Here is an 18,383-nt window from a genome sequence, read left to right as displayed (position 1 = left end):
AAATTAGTTTCGAATGAAAGTTAATGCGAGGTGGATATGGCTTTTACTTTTACCAGCGACACGTTGCCCACCGATCACAAAGCGGCAATCCGGCAGATGAAAAAGCAATTGCGTGAACAGCTTGGAGATGTTCAGTCGATTTTCAATCAGTTGAGCGAGGCCATTGCCAATCGCGTGGCGGAAATCAACGACCTCAAAGCGCAAGGCTCTCCGGTATGGCCTGTGTTGCCCTATGCAGATATCAAAGCGGGTCGCGTGAGTGCTGAGCAGCGTGAAGAAATTAAGCGTCGCGGATGCGCGGTCATTAAAGGCCATTTCTCTCGCGAACAAGCCCTCGATTGGGATAGGTCAATGCTGGACTATCTGGACCGCAACCATTTTGACGACGTTTACCAAGGACCGGGCGATAATTTCTTTGGTACCCTGAGCGCATCGCGGCCTGAAATCTACCCCATCTACTGGTCCCAGGCGCAGATGCAGGCCCGTCAGAGTGAAGAAATGGCAAATGCGCAGTCATTTCTCAACCGTCTTTGGACATTTGCAGGCGAAGGTAAGCAATGGTTTAACCCGGATGTCAGCGTTATCTACCCCGACCGCATACGCCGTCGTCCACCGGGAACGACGTCCAAAGGGCTGGGCGCGCATACGGATTCCGGCGCGCTGGAACGCTGGCTTCTACCGGCATATCAGCAGGTCTTTGCTAATGTTTTCAATGGTAAGCTGGAAGATTACGACCCGTGGCAGGCCGCGCATCGCACTGAAGTAGAAGAGTACACGGTGGATAACACCACCAAATGTTCAGTATTCCGTACCTTCCAGGGCTGGACTGCACTCTCTGATATGCTGCCAGGTCAGGGGTTGTTGCACGTGGTCCCTATCCCTGAAGCGATGGCCTGGGTACTGTTACGTCCATTGCTTGACGATGTGCCGGAAGATGAACTTTGCGGCGTAGCACCCGGCAGAGTTCTGCCTATTTCTGCGCAATGGCATCCGCTGCTGATTGAAGCGTTAACCAGCATTCCGCAACTGGACGCCGGAGACTCCGTCTGGTGGCATTGTGATGTGATCCACTCCGTCGCACCGGTAGAAAATCAACAGGGTTGGGGCAACGTGATGTACATCCCTGCCGCACCGATGTGCGAAAAGAATCTGGCCTACGCCCATAAAGTGAAGGCCGCGCTGGAAAAAGGCGTATCGCCAGGTGATTTTCCGCGCGAAAACTACGAAGCCAACTGGCAGGGTCGCTTTACGCTCGCCGACCTCAATATTTACGGCAAGCGCGCGCTGGGTATCGACGTCTGATTATCGTACAACCCTTCCCGTTCCACGGCGGTGTGCTCTTTTCCTGGGCGCACCCGCCGTACCGATTCCCGAACCGCCAGCCGCCCATGCAGCAGTAACGATCCTACCAGTGCATCGGGACGAATCAGCCGCTGTTGCAGCATCTGTACCGCTTCCACGCCCAGCTCATCGCGCGGCACGTGAACCGCCGTTAGCGGCACGTCCTCAATCGCCGCCAGGTTGAAGCCATCAATGCTCATCACCGACACGTCCTGCGGCACACGCAGCCCGCGCTGACGCAGGGCGTTAACGGTACCCGCCGCCATAAAATCGCCGCCCACCAGGAATGCTGTCGGCAGCGGGCGATTGTCGAGCGCATCCAGCCATTCCCCCACCTTTTCCTCCGCGACTTTGGCGCTGAAGCTGCTGATATTCAGTAAATCGTACTCATGCTGAAAGCGCAGATTATGCTGTCGCCACGACTCCTTAATGCCCGCCAGCCGCTGCTCCATCGTGTAACGACGCAGACACATCACATTCATCACCTCGCGGTGGCCCATTTCAAACAGGTAACGCGCAGCAAAAGCGCCGATCGTTCGATGATCCGGGGCAACGGCGGGTAGCCGCATACGTTCGTCTCGGCAGTTGATCAGCACACAGGGTTTACCGAGGTCGGCGGCCAGGTCATGAATATGCGGATCGTCAATACCAAGCAGGATCGCCGCCTGGGTTTCCGGCTCGTTCATCCGCGACAAAAATAGCGCAGGGTCGCTGTCGTTCTCCTCCAGCGCACAGTAGCGCAGGCGCACCTCGTGCGGCGAGAGCGCCTTGCTGATGCTCTGAATCACGCGGTAGTAAAAGATATCGGAGCGCTCGTCAAACGCTCTTGGCGGTGCGAAGACGATCAGACTGTTGAGCAGCATCCTTCCTGCCGCCATGGCGTCCATGACTCCCAGTTCACGCGCACAGGCCAGCACCTGCTCGCGGGCGCGGGCGCTGGTGTTGGCCTTCCCCGCCAACACTCGCGATACGGTACTGGCAGACAACCCGGTACGCGCGGCAATTTCGGCGATTTTCAGCTTCTTTTCCATTTTGTGATCCGCCTCTAATTCATAAATGAAAGAATTTTCATGACAAGTAACCCTTACGTCATAAGCCCTGAAATGAATATATGTAACGTATACCAGCCTCTCATGAAAAAACGTGCACAAAACCTACTTCCCTGCGTTTTTTTTATTTCATAAGGTGAATTGGTAGAACAACTTCCATACAAGAACGGTGGAAGTGAACAAAAATAAAATTGATAAATATCAAAACATTACCAAAAGTGGTGTGACAACTCCCCTCGTAGTTGCCCACCGTTTCCGATATCATCCTGTGGAGATCCCTATGAGTCAGGGCATCAATAATGAAATGACAACCAGCAAAACGCACCGCGTTGTCAAAAACCTGCGCTGGTGGATGCTGGTGCTTTTTTTACTCGGCGTTACCGTCAACTACATCACCCGTAATTCGTTGGGGATCCTTGCTCCGGAGCTGAAAGACAGCCTCGGGATCACCACCGAGCAATATTCCTGGATCGTCGGTGCTTTCCAGATAGCCTATACCCTGTTCCAGCCATTGTGCGGCTGGCTGATTGACGTCATTGGCCTGAAGCTGGGCTTTATGATTTGCGCCAGCCTGTGGGCATTGGCCTGTCTGCTTCACGCCGGTGCCGGTAACTGGGTACATCTGGCGCTGCTGCGCTTCTTTATGGGCGGTGCGGAAGCGGCGGCCACCCCGGCCAACGCCAAAACCATCGGCGAGTGGTTCCCGAAAGCGGAGCGCCCGGTCGCGGCTGGCTGGGCTGGCGTGGGTTTCTCCATTGGCGCGATGCTTGCGCCGCCCATCATCTACTTCGCCCACGCCTCTTTTGGCTGGCAGGGCGCGTTTATGTTTACCGGCATTCTGGCGCTCGCATGGGTCGTACTGTGGTGGGCGTTCTACCATAACCCCGAACAACACCCGAACCTGGGCAAAGCCGAGCTGGACTATATCCGTCAGGACAACGAAGCACCGCCGGTGAAGCTGCCATTCCTGACCGCGCTGAAAACCGTGGGCAAGAACAAGCGTTTCTACGGCATCGCCATCCCAGCCTTTATGGCGGAACCGGCATGGGCGGTTTTTAGCTTCTGGATGCCGCTCTATTTTGCCAAACAGTACAACATGGATCTCAAGCAGATCGCCCTGTTCGCCTGGCTGCCGTTCCTCGCCGCCGACCTCGGCAGCGTGGCAAGCGGTTATTTAACCCGCCTGTATGTGCGCCTGTTCGGCTGCTCACGCGTCAACTCTACCGTCGCCAGTTCCGTGACCGGGGCGTTCCTGATGGTATCGCTTGCCATCGTGGCGGTGACGAAAGATCCGATCGTTGCCGTGGTGCTGATGTCGATTGGCGGCTTTGGCCACCAGATCATCTCCTGCATGTTAAGCGCGCTGGTTGTTGAGTCGTTCGACAAAGGCCAGATGGCTACCGTCAACGGTATGCGCGGTTCCGCCGCATGGATTGCGAGCTTCCTGTTCTCACTGATTATTGGAGTGACCGCCGACAAAATCGGCTTCAACCCGCTGTTTGTCGCCATGGGTTTCTTCGACCTGATTGGCGCTGTCTTCCTGGTCGCTTTTATTGCTGAACGTCGCGCGAAACGCGCCTGATAGTGGATGTAAATATGAAAACGCTGAAAAACTGGACTCTGCAAAAACAGTCTACCCACCACGTCGAACTGTTGGTTGATAACCAGCACACGCTATGCCTGTACGTGCTGGAGGAAAACCTGTTCCGCGTGTTGTTAAAACGCAAAGGCGAACTGGCGCTGAACCGTACCTGGAGTATCGCCCCGGCGCAGGATGTACCGTGGGAGGGCCGCAACCGTGAAGATCTCAGCGGTTTTAGCCTGCCGACGTGGATGCTAAGCCAGCAGGACGATACCGTGATTATCGCGACGCAATCACTGCGCGTCACCGTCCACCAGCAGCTGTGGCTGGAGTGGCACTACCGTAACGCCGCAGGCGAGTGGCAACCCCTGGTCAACGACCGTCCGACCAGCGCCTATCTGGTGAATGCCCACGGCGACGGCGTGGCGCACTATCAGAGCCGTCGCAAGGACGAGCGTTTTTATGGTCTGGGCGATAAAGCCGGTGATTTGCAGCGTAACGGCAAGCGCTACGAGATGCGTAATCTTGACGCGATGGGCTACAACGCGGCCAGTACCGACCCGTTGTACAAACACATTCCGTTCACCATTACCCGCCGCGACGACATCAGCTTCGGGCTGTTTTATGACAACCTGAGCAGTTGCTGGCTGGATTTAGGCAACGAGATTGATAACTACCACACCGCCTATCGCCGCTGGCAGGCAGAAGCTGGTGATATCGATTACTACCTGTTTACCGGCGAGCGCGTGCTGGACGTCACCAAAGCCTTCGTCCGCCTGACCGGGAAAACGCTGTTCGGGCCAAAATGGAGCCTCGGTTATAGCGGTTCCACCATGCATTACACTGATGCACCGGACGCGCAAAACCAGTTGATGAACTTTATTCGCCTGTGTGATGAGCACGCGATTCCGTGCGACTCGTTCCAGCTCTCTTCCGGCTATACCTCGATTAACGGCAAGCGCTACGTCTTCAACTGGAACTATGACAAAGTGCCGCAGCCAAAAGTCATGAGCCAGGCGTTCCACGATGCCGGTCTGCATCTGGCGGCTAACATCAAGCCGTGCCTGTTGCAGGATCACCCGCGCTACCACGAGGTGGCGGAGAAGGCGCTGTTTATTCGTGACTCGGAAAGCGACGGCCCGGAGCGTTCCAGCTTCTGGGACGACGAAGGTTCACACCTCGATTTTACCAATCCACAGACCGTGGCCTGGTGGCAGGAAGGTGTCACCACGCAGCTACTGGAAATGGGCATCGATTCTACCTGGAACGATAACAACGAATTTGAAGTGTGGGACGGGGAAGCTCGCTGTCACGGCTTTGGCGATGAGATTGCGATTAAGCATATTCGCCCGGTGATGCCGCTGCTGATGATCCGCGCCTCAATGGAAGCGCAGCAGCGCTTTGCGCCGGGCAAGCGCCCGTATCTGATTTCCCGTTCAGGCTGCGCCGGAATGCAGCGCTACGTGCAAACCTGGAGCGGCGATAACCGCACCAACTGGGATACTCTGCGCTATAACATCCGCATGGGGCTGGGAATGAGCCTGTCCGGGCTGTACAACCTGGGCCATGACGTCGGTGGCTTCTCCGGTGACAAACCGGACCCGGAACTGTTTGTACGTTGGGTACAAAACGGCGTGATGCATCCACGCTTTACCATTCATTCATGGAACGACGACCACACGGTCAACGAACCGTGGATGTATCCGGGCGTGACCCCGGCGATTCGCAGCGCGATTGAGCTGCGTTACCGCCTGCTGCCGTATCTCTACACCTTGCTGTGGCAAGCGCACGCCGACGATGAACCGATGTTACGTCCGACGTTCCTTGATCACGAGCACGACGTACAGACCTTTGAAGAGTGCGATGATTTCCTGCTGGGCCGCGATATTCTGGTGGCAAGCGTAGTCGAGCAAGGCGAGCGTCAGCGCCGGGTGTGGCTGCCGGATAACGAAACCGGCTGGTATGATTTCTACACCGGTGCGTGGTTTAGCGGCGGTCAGTGGGTCACGCTTGATGCGCCGCTGGAGAAACTGCCGCTGCTGGTTCGCGCGGGCGCGGGTTTACCGCTGAGCGAGCGTATTACCTACGTTAACGTTGCCGAAGATACTTCACGGGAACTGAAACTCTTCCCGGTGAAAGGCGTGGGCAGTTCGTCCGGCCTGCTGTTCGAAGATGATGGCGAGTCCTGGGGATACAAAGAGGGCAATGCGTTGTGGTTAGAATGGGAGATGGTCTGCACCGCAGAGGCCATCAATCTGAAAATCAATACCCGTGGCGACTATCGTCCGGCGTGGGACGCGCTGAAGGTAACGCTGCCTGCCGATGAAAAACGTCAGTTGTTGATTAATGGTGAAGCCGTTTCTGAGTGGGTGCGAAAATAACCTATTCCTCCAGCCCCTCCCCCAAAGAACGAGGGGCTGGAGAAGGGAAAATTATTCGACGCCCTTGCTACGCAGGTAATCTTCGTAGTTACCGGTGAAGTCGATTACGCGTTCCGGCGTAATTTCAATCACGCGGGTTGCCAACGAACTGACGAACTCACGGTCGTGAGAAACGAAGATCAGCGTGCCCTGGTACATTTCCAGCGCCATATTCAGCGACTCGATAGATTCCATATCCAGGTGGTTGGTCGGTTCATCCATTACCAGGATATTCGGTTTCTGCATCATCAGCTTACCGAACAGCATGCGTCCTTTTTCACCACCGGACAGCACTTTAGCAGGTTTCTTGATATCGTCCTGGCTGAACAGCAAGCGACCAAGGAAGCTACGTACTACCTGCTCATCATCGCCTTCCTGTTTCCACTGACTCATCCACTCGAAGACCGTCAGATCGTTTTCGAATTCGTACTCGTGATCCTGCGCGTAGTAACCAACCAGGGCGTTTTCAGACCATTTCACAGTACCGTTATCCGGCTGTAATTCGCCGACCAGCGTCTTCAGCATGGTTGATTTACCCACGCCGTTGGCACCCAGAATGGCAATTTTCTCACCGACTTCCAGCAGCAGGTTAAAGTTCTTAAATAACGGACCTTCATCAAACCCTTTCGTCAGCGCTTCCACTTCCAGCGCGTTACGGAACAGTTTCTTATCCTGTTCGAAGCGGATGAACGGGTTCTGACGGCTGGACGCCTTCACTTCGTCAAGCTTGATTTTATCAATCTGACGCGCACGAGAAGTCGCCTGACGAGATTTAGATGCGTTGGCGCTAAAGCGGCTGACGAAGGATTGCAGATCGGCAATCTGCGCTTTCTTCTTGGCGTTATCGGCCAGCAGACGTTCACGCGCCTGAGTTGCCGCCGTCATATATTCGTCGTAGTTACCCGGATAAACACGCAGTTCGCCGTAGTCCAGATCCGCCATGTGCGTACAGACCATGTTCAGGAAGTGACGGTCGTGCGAAATGATGATCATGGTGCTGTCACGCTCGTTCAGCGTCTGCTCCAGCCAGCGGATGGTGTCGATATCCAGGTTGTTCGTTGGTTCGTCGAGCAGCAGAATGTCGGGGTTAGAGAACAGCGCCTGTGCCAGAAGCACACGCAGCTTCCAGCCGGGGGCGACTTCGCTCATCGGGCCATAATGCTGTTCTACCGGAATACCTACGCCCAGCAGCAATTCACCCGCACGCGCTTCCGCAGAGTAGCCGTCCATTTCGCCATACTGAACTTCAAGGTCAGCAACTTTATAGCCGTCTTCTTCGCTCATTTCGGCCAGGGCGTAAATGCGATCGCGCTCCTGCTTTACTTCCCACAGTTCACCGTGACCCATGATCACGGTGTCAAGCACGGTGAACTCTTCAAAGGCGAACTGATCCTGACGCAGCTTACCAATACGCTCGTTCGGATCGAGGGAAACGTTGCCCAGCGTCGGTTCGAGGTCGCCGCCGAGAATTTTCATAAAAGTGGATTTACCGCTACCGTTCGCGCCAATCAGGCCGTAACGGTTGCCGCCGCCAAATTTGACGGAAATATTTTCAAACAGCGGCTTACTGCCGAACTGCATGGTGACGTTGCTGGAAACTAACACTGGCGTATCCTGAAAGAGAAAGAAATATGTGACGAACCGCTTATTATGCCATAAGTCTGCAATAAGATCGCGCCTTGATGCTGAAGGGATAAAGTGAAAGCAAAAGGAAAAAAATGTGATTTAGTACACATCCGAATTCCTTGTTGCTCAGATTGCACATATAATGCGTGCCCAACACTACATAAATCTCAACCCACTAGCCTGCCTGGCACTGAATCTCGCATACATGAACATGAATATGAAATTAACAACGCTTTTCGCGGCGGCACTCGCAATAGTTGGTTTTTGTAACACCGCTTCTGCCGTCACGTACCCGCTGCCTACCGATGGCAGCCGTTTGATCGGCCAAAACCAGGTCATCACTATTCCTGAAGGCAACACCCAACCGCTGGAGTATTTTGCGGCGGAGTATCAGATGGGTCTGTCTAATATGCTGGAAGCCAACCCGGGCGTGGATACCTTCCTGCCGAAGGGCGGCACCGTCCTGAACATACCTCAGCAATTGATCCTGCCGGATACCGTGCATGAAGGTATTGTTATTAACAGCGCTGAAATGCGTCTGTACTACTACCCGAAAGGCACCAACACCGTTATTGTTCTGCCGATCGGTATTGGTCAGTTGGGCAAAGACACGCCAATCAACTGGACCACCAAAGTAGAACGTAAAAAAGCGGGCCCAACTTGGACGCCAACGGCAAAAATGCATGCGGAATACCGCGCTGCGGGCGAACCGCTGCCAGCTGTTGTTCCGGCAGGTCCGGATAACCCGATGGGCCTGTACGCGCTATATATCGGTCGCCTGTACGCCATCCACGGCACCAATGCTAACTTCGGCGTCGGCTTACGCGTCAGCCACGGTTGCGTGCGTCTGCGTAACGACGACATCAAATTCCTGTTTGAAAATGTGCCGGTCGGCACCCGCGTACAGTTTATCGATGAGCCGGTAAAAGCCACGACTGAACCAGACGGCAGCCGTTACATCGAAGTACACAACCCACTGTCTACCACTGAAGCACAGTTCGAAGGCGGGGAAATCGTACCGATTACGCTGAACAAGAGCATTACCAGCATCACCGGTCAGTCTGACGTCGATCAGGCCGTCGTTGAGCAGGCGGTACAGAACCGTTCAGGTATGCCGGTTCGTCTGAACTAAGCATCAAAACTGCCCTTTCGCCTTATCGGGCCTACTTAACCTGTAGGCCCGATAAGCGCCAGCCCCATTGGGCACAATCCTCACATCACCTGCAATAAACCATACCCTACCAGCGCCGCCCATATCAGCATCGGCACCGAATACCAATGAAAACGCCACCAGATCCGTCGATCGTTTGCCATCCGTAAAGCAATAAGATTCGCCAGCGATCCAGGCAACAACCCAAAACCGCCCACATTGACCGCCCAGGCCAGCAGCAGCGTTGGCGGGACGTAGTTCAGCAGCAAAATCGTGCTGGGAACATTACTGATAAACTGCGACAGGCCAATGGCCGTCAACCAAAGCCCCGGCGCTGAAAGCGTGCCAATCTGGTGGGTAATCTCCTGCAAGGCCGGGAGTTGCGTCAGCAAGTGCACATCAATGAACATCGCCATAAACACCAACAGTAGTGTCCAATCCACGCTGAGGATCACGCGGCGAGCCAGCACCATGAATCCTGCCGCGACGATCGCCAGGCCCCACAGTTCTTGTTTTAACTCCAGTGCCGCCAGGAAAATGATATACAGCCCCAGACAGCTCCACACCAGGCGCGGTTGCCAGTCAGGCGCGCGCGTACCGGTATGATAATGCAAAGCTTTATGCGGGAAACTGAACCAGCACAGCACCACCAACGTCAGCATCATGGTCCCCGCAAGCGGCGCCATCTGCCAGGTAAACGCGGTAAACGATAAGCCGGAGCGTCCCCACATCAGAATGTTTTGCGGATTACCTATTGGCGTGAGCAACGATCCGGCGTTTACCGCCAGCGCCTCAAAGATAATCAGGCGATTTACAGGAATGGCGCACAATTTTTTCAGGGTGATCGTCAGCGGAACAACAATAAACAGCGCAACATCGTTGGTCAGAAACGTCGACAGCAGCGCCGCCGCCAGCACCATAAATATCGCCAATTGACGTTCGGTGTTAAAGCGCCGGGTCATCTTGCGCCCTAACACATCGAAGTAACCGCTTAGCTCCACGCCTTTGGTCAGTAACATCAGGCCGCTGAGCGTAATAATCGTGTGCCAGTCTATCGCCCCCGGCCACGACCGTGGCGTAAATGGCACGAACAGGCTCAGTACAACCCCGACGATGATTAACAGCTGAAAAAAGCGATCGCGCTGTAAGGCGCGTAGTAAAGGAAAACTCATTCAGAGCCTGTGCCTTGCTGTTGCGTAAACCGGCTAAAAGCCTCCAGCGTTTCCTTACTGACGTGATGCTCCATTCCCTCCGCATCGCGACGGGCAATTTCCGGGCTGATACCTAACATCAGCAGGAAATTCTCCACAATCTGGTGACGCTCCCGACTCTCCTGAGCCAGTCGTTCACCTTCTGCGGTTAAAAACACGCCCCGCCAGGGGATCATTTCAATCAACCCAACTGAAGCAAGACGCTTAAGCATTTTAGCAACCGTCGGCTGGGAAACCCCAAGCCGTGCGGCCATATCTACCTGGCGCGCTTCACCCACCTCAATAATGAGATCGGAAATCAGCTCTACGTAGTCATCAATCAGCTCACGGCGATGTGCCTCCCGGACCTGACGAAATCCTTCAACGTGTTCTTCGACATTCACCAATTGCGTCACTTTTTTTGTTGTTGGCATACCTGCGCGACGACTCATTCTGCTTCCTCGTTACTGTGACGCGTTAACGGCATCTGATTAGAGAACGCTCATTGTAAACCAGAGTTGCGTGGGCACAAAAAATTAACGTTTTAGCAATAGCTATATAATATAGCCTGTGCTATATCTGTATATAATAAAGACATCCCTCAAGGACTGATGGGATCGTGAAGTCAGGAGGTTTATATGAATGAATTTAAGAGGTGTATACGCGTGTTTAGCCACTCTCCCTTTAAAGTACGGTTAATGCTGATCTCTATGCTGTGCGACATGATTAACAGCAAACCAGAGCAGGATAAGCCTGCAGATAAATAATGCGGCGTCGCGGTACGCCGCTTCATTTTCCTGCCGTAACTCGGATACGGTGATCGTTTTCGTGCCAATAACCCTTCTTTTTGTCAGATTTGCCACGCCCCTCGCAAAACAATTTCTTAGTAGTAGTTGACCTTCTCTTGCACACACTCTATCTTTTCGCAGCCCTGCATATATTGCGGCTCGCGGATGCGGACCCTATCCCCCTTCTCGCTCTCTCAGGCAGGCAATGACCCTTAGCGCCAGGGTAAGCACATGGCGTTTTTGTAACAGTGGCATATGAATTTAACCCTCAAAGATTCAATCATTGCTCGTAGCCGGGCGATTAGTCCGTGGACTGGCCTCTATTTCTTACAGTCTCTGCTGATCAACCTTGCGCTGGGCTATCCGCTTAGCCTGCTCTATAGCGTTGCTTTCACCTGTATATTGATGCTGCTGTGGCGCAGCGCGCCGCGTGCGCAGAAAGTGCTGATTGGCATTTGCTCGCTGGTAGCGGCAATGTACTTCCCGTTTGGCCAGGCTTACGGTTCACCGAACTTCAATACCTTGCTGGCGCTGCACTCAACCAATATGGAAGAGTCTACTGAAATCCTGACCATCTTCCCCTGGTACAGTTATCTGGTTGGGGTGTTTATTTTCGCCCTCGGTGTTATCGCTGTACGCCGTAAAAAAGAGGTGCCGCAGCGTAGCTGGAATAAGTTCGACAGCATTTGTTTGCTGTTCAGCGTTGTCGCGTTCTTTGTAACCCCGGTGCAAAACCTGGCCTGGGGCGGCGTGTTCAAGCTGAAAGACACCGGCTATCCGGTTTTCCGCTTTGCCAAGGACGTTATCGTTAATAACAACGAAGTGCTCGACGAACAAGAGCGTATGGCGAAGCTGGCGAGCGTGAAAGACAGCTGGACGGTAACCGCCGTGAAGCCGAAGTATCATACCTACGTGGTGGTCATCGGCGAAAGCGCCCGCCGCGATGCGTTAGGCGCTTTTGGTGGTCACTGGGATAACACGCCGTTTGCCAGTTCCGTTAACGGCTACATCTTCGCGGATTACATCGCGGCAAGCGGTTCGACACAAAAATCACTCGGCCTGACGCTAAATCGGGTGGTAGACAATAAACCCCAGTTCCAGGATAACTTTGTCACTCTGGCCAACCGCGCGGGATTCCAGACGTGGTGGTTCTCCAATCAGGGACAGATTGGTGAATACGATACGGCCATCGCCAGCATTGCGAAGCGAGCTGATGAAGTTCAGTTCCTCAAAAGCGGTGATTTCGAAGCGGATAAAAATACCCGTGATGAAGCGCTGTTGAAGATGACCGCCCAGGTGCTGGCAACCGAGCGCACTCAGCCACAGCTTATCGTGCTGCATTTAATGGGCTCGCATCCGCAGGCCTGCGACCGGACGCAGGGTAAATACGAGACTTTCGTCCAGTCGAAAGAGACATCTTGCTATCTGTACACCATGACGCAGACGGATGACCTGCTGCGCCAGCTTTACGATCAGTTACGTAACAGCGGTAACAGCTTCTCAATGGTCTATTTCTCCGATCATGGCCTCGCGTTTAAAGAGCGGGGGAAAGAGGTGCAGTACCTGGCGCATGACGATCAGTTCCAGCAGAATTTCCAGGTACCATTTATGGTGCTGTCGAGCGATGATAAAGCGCACCGGGTGATTAAAGCCCGTCGCTCCGCCAATGATTTCCTCAGCTTTTTCTCGCAGTGGACGGGGATAAGCGCGAAGGAAATCACCAACAGCTACCGCTTTATTTCTGAGAAAAAGGCTGGCCCGGTGTACATCACCAACTTCAAATTGCAGAAGGTGGACTACAACCATCTGGGTACCGACATCTTTGAGACCAAATCTCGTTAATCTCTGAATTGCACACAAAAAAAATCCGCCCCGAGAGGCGGATTTTTTGTATCACCGAAGTGATTAGAAGCGGTAACCCACGCCAGCGATCCAGGTGCCAACGTCAACGCTACGAATACGGCTCTGCTCGTAGGAGAAGTCCAGAGCAACGTTTTCGATCGGGTTGAACTGCAGACCAGCACCGTAAGAGAAACCGTAGTCACTGGTGGTGTGGTTATCAGCCGGGGATGCTGCGTTCTGGAATTTACCGTAGCCAACACCCACTACACCGTAGATGCTTGCCCAGTCGTTCAGACGGTAAGCCGGGCCAGCAGTGATGCCGTAGTACTGGGTTTTGTTGTAGTCGCCAGACGCATCGGTACGATCTTTTTCAGTGTAAGTGAAGGAACCGATAACACCCAGCGGGTTGCTGTCCTGCTCGTAGCGATACTTCAGGTTAAAACCGTTCATTTTGTTCGCTGCGCCCTGAGCATCGCTCTGAGCGTAACCACCGGTAACGGTAGAAGTCGCAGCTACAGCAGTACCTGCGGAGAAAGCCAGAACAGCGGCCAGTGCTGAAAGACATGCAATTTTTTTCATAACCACCTCAAATGTGCTTCAAGTAAATCCTAAGTTTTAAATATACCAAAAATTGATGGGAAACTCTTTGCGATTCGCGATGTCTAACGGGGTCTTTCATGTAACAGAACGTTTCAGAAACCCGCTATCTCTTTCAATTAACATCACTTTTCTAACCTAAAATGCCATTATTGCGCGCAAAATATGGCACATTCATCCAGAATATTCCTAATCACACAGATTATTAATCCATCACTTTCATGCCATTGTACGGAACTGAGCAATTTTTTTTTCAACGAATACTCAACCAGCGGTGCGTATTTCCATTACACTCGCTGTTTTACTTTTCTATACATCACGTCATCCGTGTCGTAGCAAATTTGCAACGTCACGCAGATGAAGGCGTGTAATTATCATTTGACAGGAGAAAGGATGCCGGGGTCGTCACGTAAAGCGCCAGTCTGGTTGCCTATTTTGGTTTTGCTTATTGCTATGTCCTCCATTCAAAGCGGAGCATCTCTGGCAAAATCGCTATTCCCACTCGTCGGTGCGCCGGGCGTTACCGCATTGCGCCTTGCGCTGGGCACCCTCATCCTTATTGCCTTCTTTAAACCCTGGCGTTTGCGATTCGCCAAAGAACAACGCCTGCCGTTGTTGTTTTATGGTCTGTCTCTGGGCGGGATGAACTATCTCTTCTACCTGTCAATCCAGACCGTCCCGCTGGGAATTGCCGTAGCGCTGGAGTTCACCGGCCCGCTCGCGGTAGCGCTGTTTTCATCCCGACGTCCGGTGGATTTCATTTGGGTTGCACTGGCTGTACTCGGACTTTGGTTCCTGCTGCCGTTAGGTCAGGACGTTTCTCACGTGGATTTAACCGGCGCTGCGCTGGCGCTGGGCGCTGGCGCCTGCTGGGCAATCTATATTCTTACCGGGCAGCGTGCCGGCGCGGAACATGGTCCGGCGACCGTTGCGGTAGGGTCATTAATTGCGGCGCTGATTTTTGTACCCATCGGCGCGCTCCAGGCTGGGGATACCTTGTGGCACTGGTCCATTCTGCCGTTAGGCCTGGCCATTGCGGTCCTCTCCACTGCGCTTCCCTACTCGCTGGAGATGATTGCGTTGACGCGGCTGCCAACGCGCACTTTTGGTACTCTGATGAGTATGGAACCCGCACTGGCTGCGGTTTCAGGAATGATCTTCCTCGGTGAAACGCTGACGCTTGTCCAGACGCTCGCTCTGGGCGCCATTATTGTCGCATCAATGGGTTCGACGCTCACTATTCGCAAAGAACCACAAATTAAGCAAGTTGACGTGAATTAACTACTTAATATTCTGCATGGTTTGCATAATCATGCAGAATATCCAATTGTAAATCTGCGTGATAATTATTCTAATAAATATAATTTTCTCATCTGCATATTTCTTGAAATTTTTACATTAACATAAAAATAACACACCCCCATCAATAACCATCATATCTATATGATTTTATTGGCTATTTCATATCCAGCCCTCTCTTCGCTATTAAAGTGATAGGTAACACCAGAAAAATAAATCCAAAATTCACGCTATACTTATTCCCGTTGAAGAGCTGGGACATAATTATCAAGAGGATATGAAAATATGAGTACCGCAAAACTGGTAAAAACAAAAGCATCTGCCCTCCTTTATACCCGCAACGATGTAACAGATAGCGAAAAGAAAGCGACCGTAGAGCTGCTGAATCAGCAAGTGATCCAGTTCATCGACCTGTCTTTGATCACCAAACAGGCTCACTGGAACATGCGCGGCGCGAACTTCATTGCTGTGCATGAAATGCTCGATGGCTTCCGTACTGCCCTGACCGACCACCTCGATACCATGGCTGAGCGCGCCGTACAGTTAGGCGGTGTGGCATTGGGTACCACCCAGGTTATTAACAGCAAAACGCCTCTGAAAAGCTATCCGCTGGATATCCATAGCGTACAGGACCACTTAAAAGAGCTGGCCGATCGTTATGCCGTCGTCGCTAACAGCGTCCGTAAAGCCATTAGCGAAGCAAAAGACGAAGATACAGCAGATATCTTCACCGCCGCTTCACGCGACCTCGACAAATTCCTGTGGTTTATCGAAGCCAACATTGAATAACAGCAGACATAAGAATTACCTATATAACCCTCGCCCTGGCGGGGGTTTTGCACATCTATGGTGCATGACATTGATCGTTCGTCACTCCAAAGTAAATTATTTGTAATAATCACTTCACACAATCGTTAACGAAAGATTGTTTTATCAACAATTTTTACGCTAAATAGTCATACCGTTTGCACCGTGTCAGGTACGCACCAAATGGGTGCCCCAAAACAGTGCAGATCGCCCACTTTGCCCTACTTATTGTGCAGAGAAACGAGACACCCTCTTGTTAAAACAATGAGTTGCAAAACTGGCACGATTTTTTCATTAAGCCATATGTTCTCGCAGGGGATCGCCCCGTGGATATAAAAGGAAATCCTATGAAGTCTGTATTAAAAGTCTCACTGGCTGCACTTACCCTGGCTTTTGCGGTGTCCTCCCATGCCGCAGATAAGAAACTGGTTGTCGCAACCGACACCGCGTTTGTACCGTTCGAATTCAAACAGGGTGACAAATACGTTGGTTTTGATGTGGATCTGTGGGCTGCCGTGGCCAAAGAACTGAAGCTGGATTATGAACTGAAACCAATGGATTTCAGCGGCATCATCCCGGCTCTGCAAACCAAGAATATCGACCTGGCGCTGGCGGGTATCACCATCACTGATGAGCGTAAAAAAGCGATCGACTTCTCTGACGGCTACTACAAAAGCGGTCTGTTAGTGATGGTCAAAGCGAATAATAACGACGTGAAAAGCGTGAAAGATCTGGATGGTAAAGTCGTCGCTGTGAAGAGCGGCACGGGTTCCGTTGATTACGCGAAAGCTAACATCAAAACCAAAGATCTGCGTCAGTTCCCGAATATCGATAACGCATATATGGAACTGGGCACCAACCGCGCAGACGCCGTGCTGCACGACACGCCAAACATTCTTTACTTCATCAAAACCGCTGGCAACGGTCAGTTCAAAGCTGTAGGCGAATCCCTGGAAGCCCAGCAGTACGGTATCGCCTTCCCGAAAGGCAGCGATGAACTGCGTGAGAAAGTGAACGGCGCGCTGAAAACGCTGAAAGAGAACGGCACATACAACGAAATCTACAAAAAATGGTTCGGTACCGAACCTAAATAACAAGAACGTTCTGTAACGCCCGGTAGCGCCAGCGCCGCCGGGCCTGCAATTTTGAGTCATCGCGTTATGGCTCATTACTTTTCTCACCACGGTAACAGGAACGAAATATGCAGTTTGACTGGAGTGCCATCTGGCCCGCCATCCCGCTTTTGATTGAAGGCGCCAAAATGACCCTGTGGATCTCGGTCCTCGGTCTGGCAGGCGGTCTGATAATCGGGCTTGCAGCAGGGTTTGCGCGTACTTTCGGCGGTTGGATAGCCAACCACGTAGCGCTGGTGTTTATCGAAGTCATTCGCGGTACGCCAATCGTTGTGCAGGTGATGTTTATTTACTTTGCCCTGCCAATGGCATTTAACGATTTACGCATTGATCCCTTTAGCGCCGCTGTTGTCACCATCATGATCAACTCCGGCGCCTATATTGCGGAAATCACCCGCGGCGCGGTGCTCTCAATCCATAAAGGATTCAGCGAAGCCGGACTGGCGCTTGGGCTTTCACGTACAGAGACTATCCGCCACGTTATTTTACCTCTCGCGCTGCGTCGTATGCTGCCACCGCTGGGCAACCAGTGGATCATCAGCATTAAAGATACCTCGCTGTTTATTGTCATTGGCGTCGCTGAACTGACCCGTCAGGGCCAGGAAATCATTGCCGGTAACTTCCGCGCACTGGAAATCTGGAGCGCCGTTGCGGTGTTCTATCTGATCATTACGCTGGTGCTGAGCTTCATTCTGCGTCGTCTGGAAAGAAGGATGAAAATCCTGTGATTGAGTTTAAAAACGTTTCTAAGCACTTTGGCCCAACCCAGGTGCTGCACAATATTGACCTGAACATTCAGCAGGGCGAAGTGGTGGTAATTATCGGACCATCCGGGTCCGGCAAATCAACCCTGCTGCGCTGCATTAACAAACTGGAAGAGATAACCTCTGGCGATCTGATCGTCGACGGTCTGAAGGTAAACGATCCAAAGGTAGACGAGCGGTTAATCCGCCAGGAAGCCGGGATGGTGTTTCAGCAGTTCTACCTGTTCCCGCATCTGACGGCGCTGGAAAACGTCATGTTCGGACCGCAGCGCGTACGCGGGGCGAATAAAGAACAGGCCGAGAAACTGGCTAAAGAGCTGCTGGCGAAAGTAGGTCTGGCCGAGCGTGCGCATCACTACCCTTCTGAGCTGTCTGGCGGTCAACAGCAGCGTGTGGCGATCGCCCGTGCGCTGGCGGTGAAGCCGAAAATGATGCTGTTTGATGAGCCAACCTCAGCGCTGGACCCGGAACTGCGCCACGAAGTTCTGAAAGTTATGCAGGATCTGGCGGAGGAAGGGATGACCATGGTGATTGTGACCCACGAAATCGGCTTTGCCGAAAAAGTGGCTTCACGCCTGATTTTCATTGATAAGGGACGTATAGCCGAAGACGGTAATCCGCAGGCCCTGATTGAAAATCCGCCCAGCCAACGTTTACAGGAATTCTTGCAGCACGTTTCCTGATAGCTCTCCCTCCCTTCGCCTGAAGGGAGGTTTTTCACCAGAATCCTCTCATTTCATTTCTCCCCCGCCCTGACATCTATACTTATCCTTTTGAATTTATTTTCTCATGGGA

16 protein-coding genes are annotated in these 18,383 nt (G+C 52.8%); 11 read left to right on the top strand and 5 right to left on the bottom strand.

What is annotated here, in order from left to right:
• Nucleotides 1-36 precede the first annotated feature (36 nt).
• A complete protein-coding gene (locus WC7_RS17845; protein ID WP_016152380.1) occupies nt 37-1,302 on the top strand; it encodes a DUF1479 domain-containing protein in 1,266 nt (421 codons plus the stop codon).
• Here WC7_RS17845 and WC7_RS17850 read toward each other — a convergent pair.
• A complete protein-coding gene (locus tag WC7_RS17850; protein WP_016152379.1) occupies nt 1,269-2,372 on the bottom strand; it encodes a LacI family DNA-binding transcriptional regulator in 1,104 nt (367 codons plus the stop codon). The genes WC7_RS17845 and WC7_RS17850 overlap by 34 nt on opposite strands.
• A gap of 298 nt (nt 2,373-2,670) precedes the next feature.
• On the opposite strand from WC7_RS17850, the gene WC7_RS17855 reads away from it, so the two are divergent.
• Together WC7_RS17855 and WC7_RS17860 are read left to right on the top strand one after the other, a co-directional pair.
• Nucleotides 2,671-3,972 carry an MFS transporter gene (locus tag WC7_RS17855; RefSeq protein WP_016152378.1) on the top strand — a complete coding sequence of 434 codons (1,302 nt, stop codon included), beginning with the start codon at nt 2,671-2,673 and terminating at the stop codon, nt 3,970-3,972.
• A gap of 14 nt (nt 3,973-3,986) precedes the next feature.
• Entirely contained in the window at nt 3,987-6,353 is a 2,367-nt protein-coding gene (locus WC7_RS17860; RefSeq protein WP_016152377.1) for a glycoside hydrolase family 31 protein, read from the top strand.
• Nucleotides 6,354-6,404: 51 nt separating this feature from the next.
• Here the strand turns inward: WC7_RS17860 and WC7_RS17865 are convergent, their stop codons facing one another.
• Nucleotides 6,405-7,997: an ABC-F family ATPase gene (locus WC7_RS17865; RefSeq protein WP_016152376.1), complete on the bottom strand. Its 1,593-nt coding sequence runs from the start codon at nt 7,995-7,997 to the stop codon at nt 6,405-6,407.
• 232 nt (nt 7,998-8,229) lie between these two features.
• Between WC7_RS17865 and ldtB the strand changes: the two genes are divergently transcribed.
• Nucleotides 8,230-9,150, top strand: a complete 921-nt coding sequence (gene ldtB, locus WC7_RS17870) for a L,D-transpeptidase (RefSeq protein ID WP_003035268.1) — start codon at nt 8,230-8,232, stop codon at nt 9,148-9,150.
• 80 nt (nt 9,151-9,230) lie between these two features.
• Here the strand turns inward: ldtB and WC7_RS17875 are convergent, their stop codons facing one another.
• The gene (locus tag WC7_RS17875; RefSeq protein ID WP_016152375.1) at nt 9,231-10,340 is read right to left on the bottom strand and encodes an anion transporter; all 1,110 of its coding nucleotides are present in this window, start codon (nt 10,338-10,340) and stop codon (nt 9,231-9,233) included.
• Nucleotides 10,337-10,810 (bottom strand): manganese-binding transcriptional regulator MntR, encoded by a 474-nt coding sequence (gene mntR, locus WC7_RS17880; protein WP_003831586.1) that lies wholly within the window; start codon nt 10,808-10,810, stop codon nt 10,337-10,339. The genes WC7_RS17875 and mntR overlap by 4 nt, the downstream gene beginning before the upstream one ends.
• A gap of 186 nt (nt 10,811-10,996) precedes the next feature.
• On the opposite strand from mntR, the gene mntS reads away from it, so the two are divergent.
• Both mntS and WC7_RS17890 read left to right on the top strand, forming a co-directional pair.
• Nucleotides 10,997-11,125, top strand: coding sequence for a manganase accumulation protein MntS (mntS, locus tag WC7_RS17885; protein ID WP_016152374.1), 129 nt, complete (start codon nt 10,997-10,999; stop codon nt 11,123-11,125).
• A gap of 276 nt (nt 11,126-11,401) precedes the next feature.
• A complete protein-coding gene (locus WC7_RS17890; protein ID WP_016152373.1) occupies nt 11,402-12,988 on the top strand; it encodes a phosphoethanolamine transferase in 1,587 nt (528 codons plus the stop codon).
• A 63-nt stretch (nt 12,989-13,051) separates the two neighbouring features.
• On the opposite strand, the gene ompX is transcribed toward WC7_RS17890, so the two are convergent.
• On the bottom strand, nt 13,052-13,567 hold the full coding sequence (ompX, locus tag WC7_RS17895; protein WP_016152372.1) for an outer membrane protein OmpX: 516 nt from the start codon (nt 13,565-13,567) through the stop codon (nt 13,052-13,054).
• 411 nt (nt 13,568-13,978) lie between these two features.
• Between ompX and rhtA the strand changes: the two genes are divergently transcribed.
• The 5 genes from rhtA (at nt 13,979) to glnQ (ending at nt 18,271) form a co-directional block, all read left to right on the top strand.
• On the top strand, nt 13,979-14,866 hold the full coding sequence (gene rhtA / locus WC7_RS17900; protein ID WP_016152371.1) for a threonine/homoserine exporter RhtA: 888 nt from the start codon (nt 13,979-13,981) through the stop codon (nt 14,864-14,866).
• Between the two features lie 303 nt (nt 14,867-15,169).
• Nucleotides 15,170-15,673 (top strand): DNA starvation/stationary phase protection protein Dps, encoded by a 504-nt coding sequence (dps, locus tag WC7_RS17905; protein WP_006685362.1) that lies wholly within the window; start codon nt 15,170-15,172, stop codon nt 15,671-15,673.
• 365 nt (nt 15,674-16,038) lie between these two features.
• Nucleotides 16,039-16,785: a glutamine ABC transporter substrate-binding protein GlnH gene (gene glnH, locus WC7_RS17910; protein WP_016152370.1), complete on the top strand. Its 747-nt coding sequence runs from the start codon at nt 16,039-16,041 to the stop codon at nt 16,783-16,785.
• 107 nt (nt 16,786-16,892) lie between these two features.
• The gene (gene glnP / locus WC7_RS17915) at nt 16,893-17,552 is read left to right on the top strand and encodes a glutamine ABC transporter permease GlnP (RefSeq protein ID WP_003035248.1); all 660 of its coding nucleotides are present in this window, start codon (nt 16,893-16,895) and stop codon (nt 17,550-17,552) included.
• Nucleotides 17,549-18,271, top strand: a complete 723-nt coding sequence (gene glnQ, locus WC7_RS17920; RefSeq protein ID WP_003035246.1) for a glutamine ABC transporter ATP-binding protein GlnQ — start codon at nt 17,549-17,551, stop codon at nt 18,269-18,271. The genes glnP and glnQ overlap by 4 nt, the downstream gene beginning before the upstream one ends.
• Nucleotides 18,272-18,383: the final 112 nt, after the last annotated feature.

It is taken from the genome of Citrobacter sp. KTE151, assembly GCF_000398845.1.
Lineage (GTDB): Bacteria > Pseudomonadota > Gammaproteobacteria > Enterobacterales > Enterobacteriaceae > Citrobacter > Citrobacter braakii.
The sequence above is the reverse complement of the archived record's forward strand: the minus strand, read 5'-3'. Positions and strand labels throughout refer to the sequence as shown.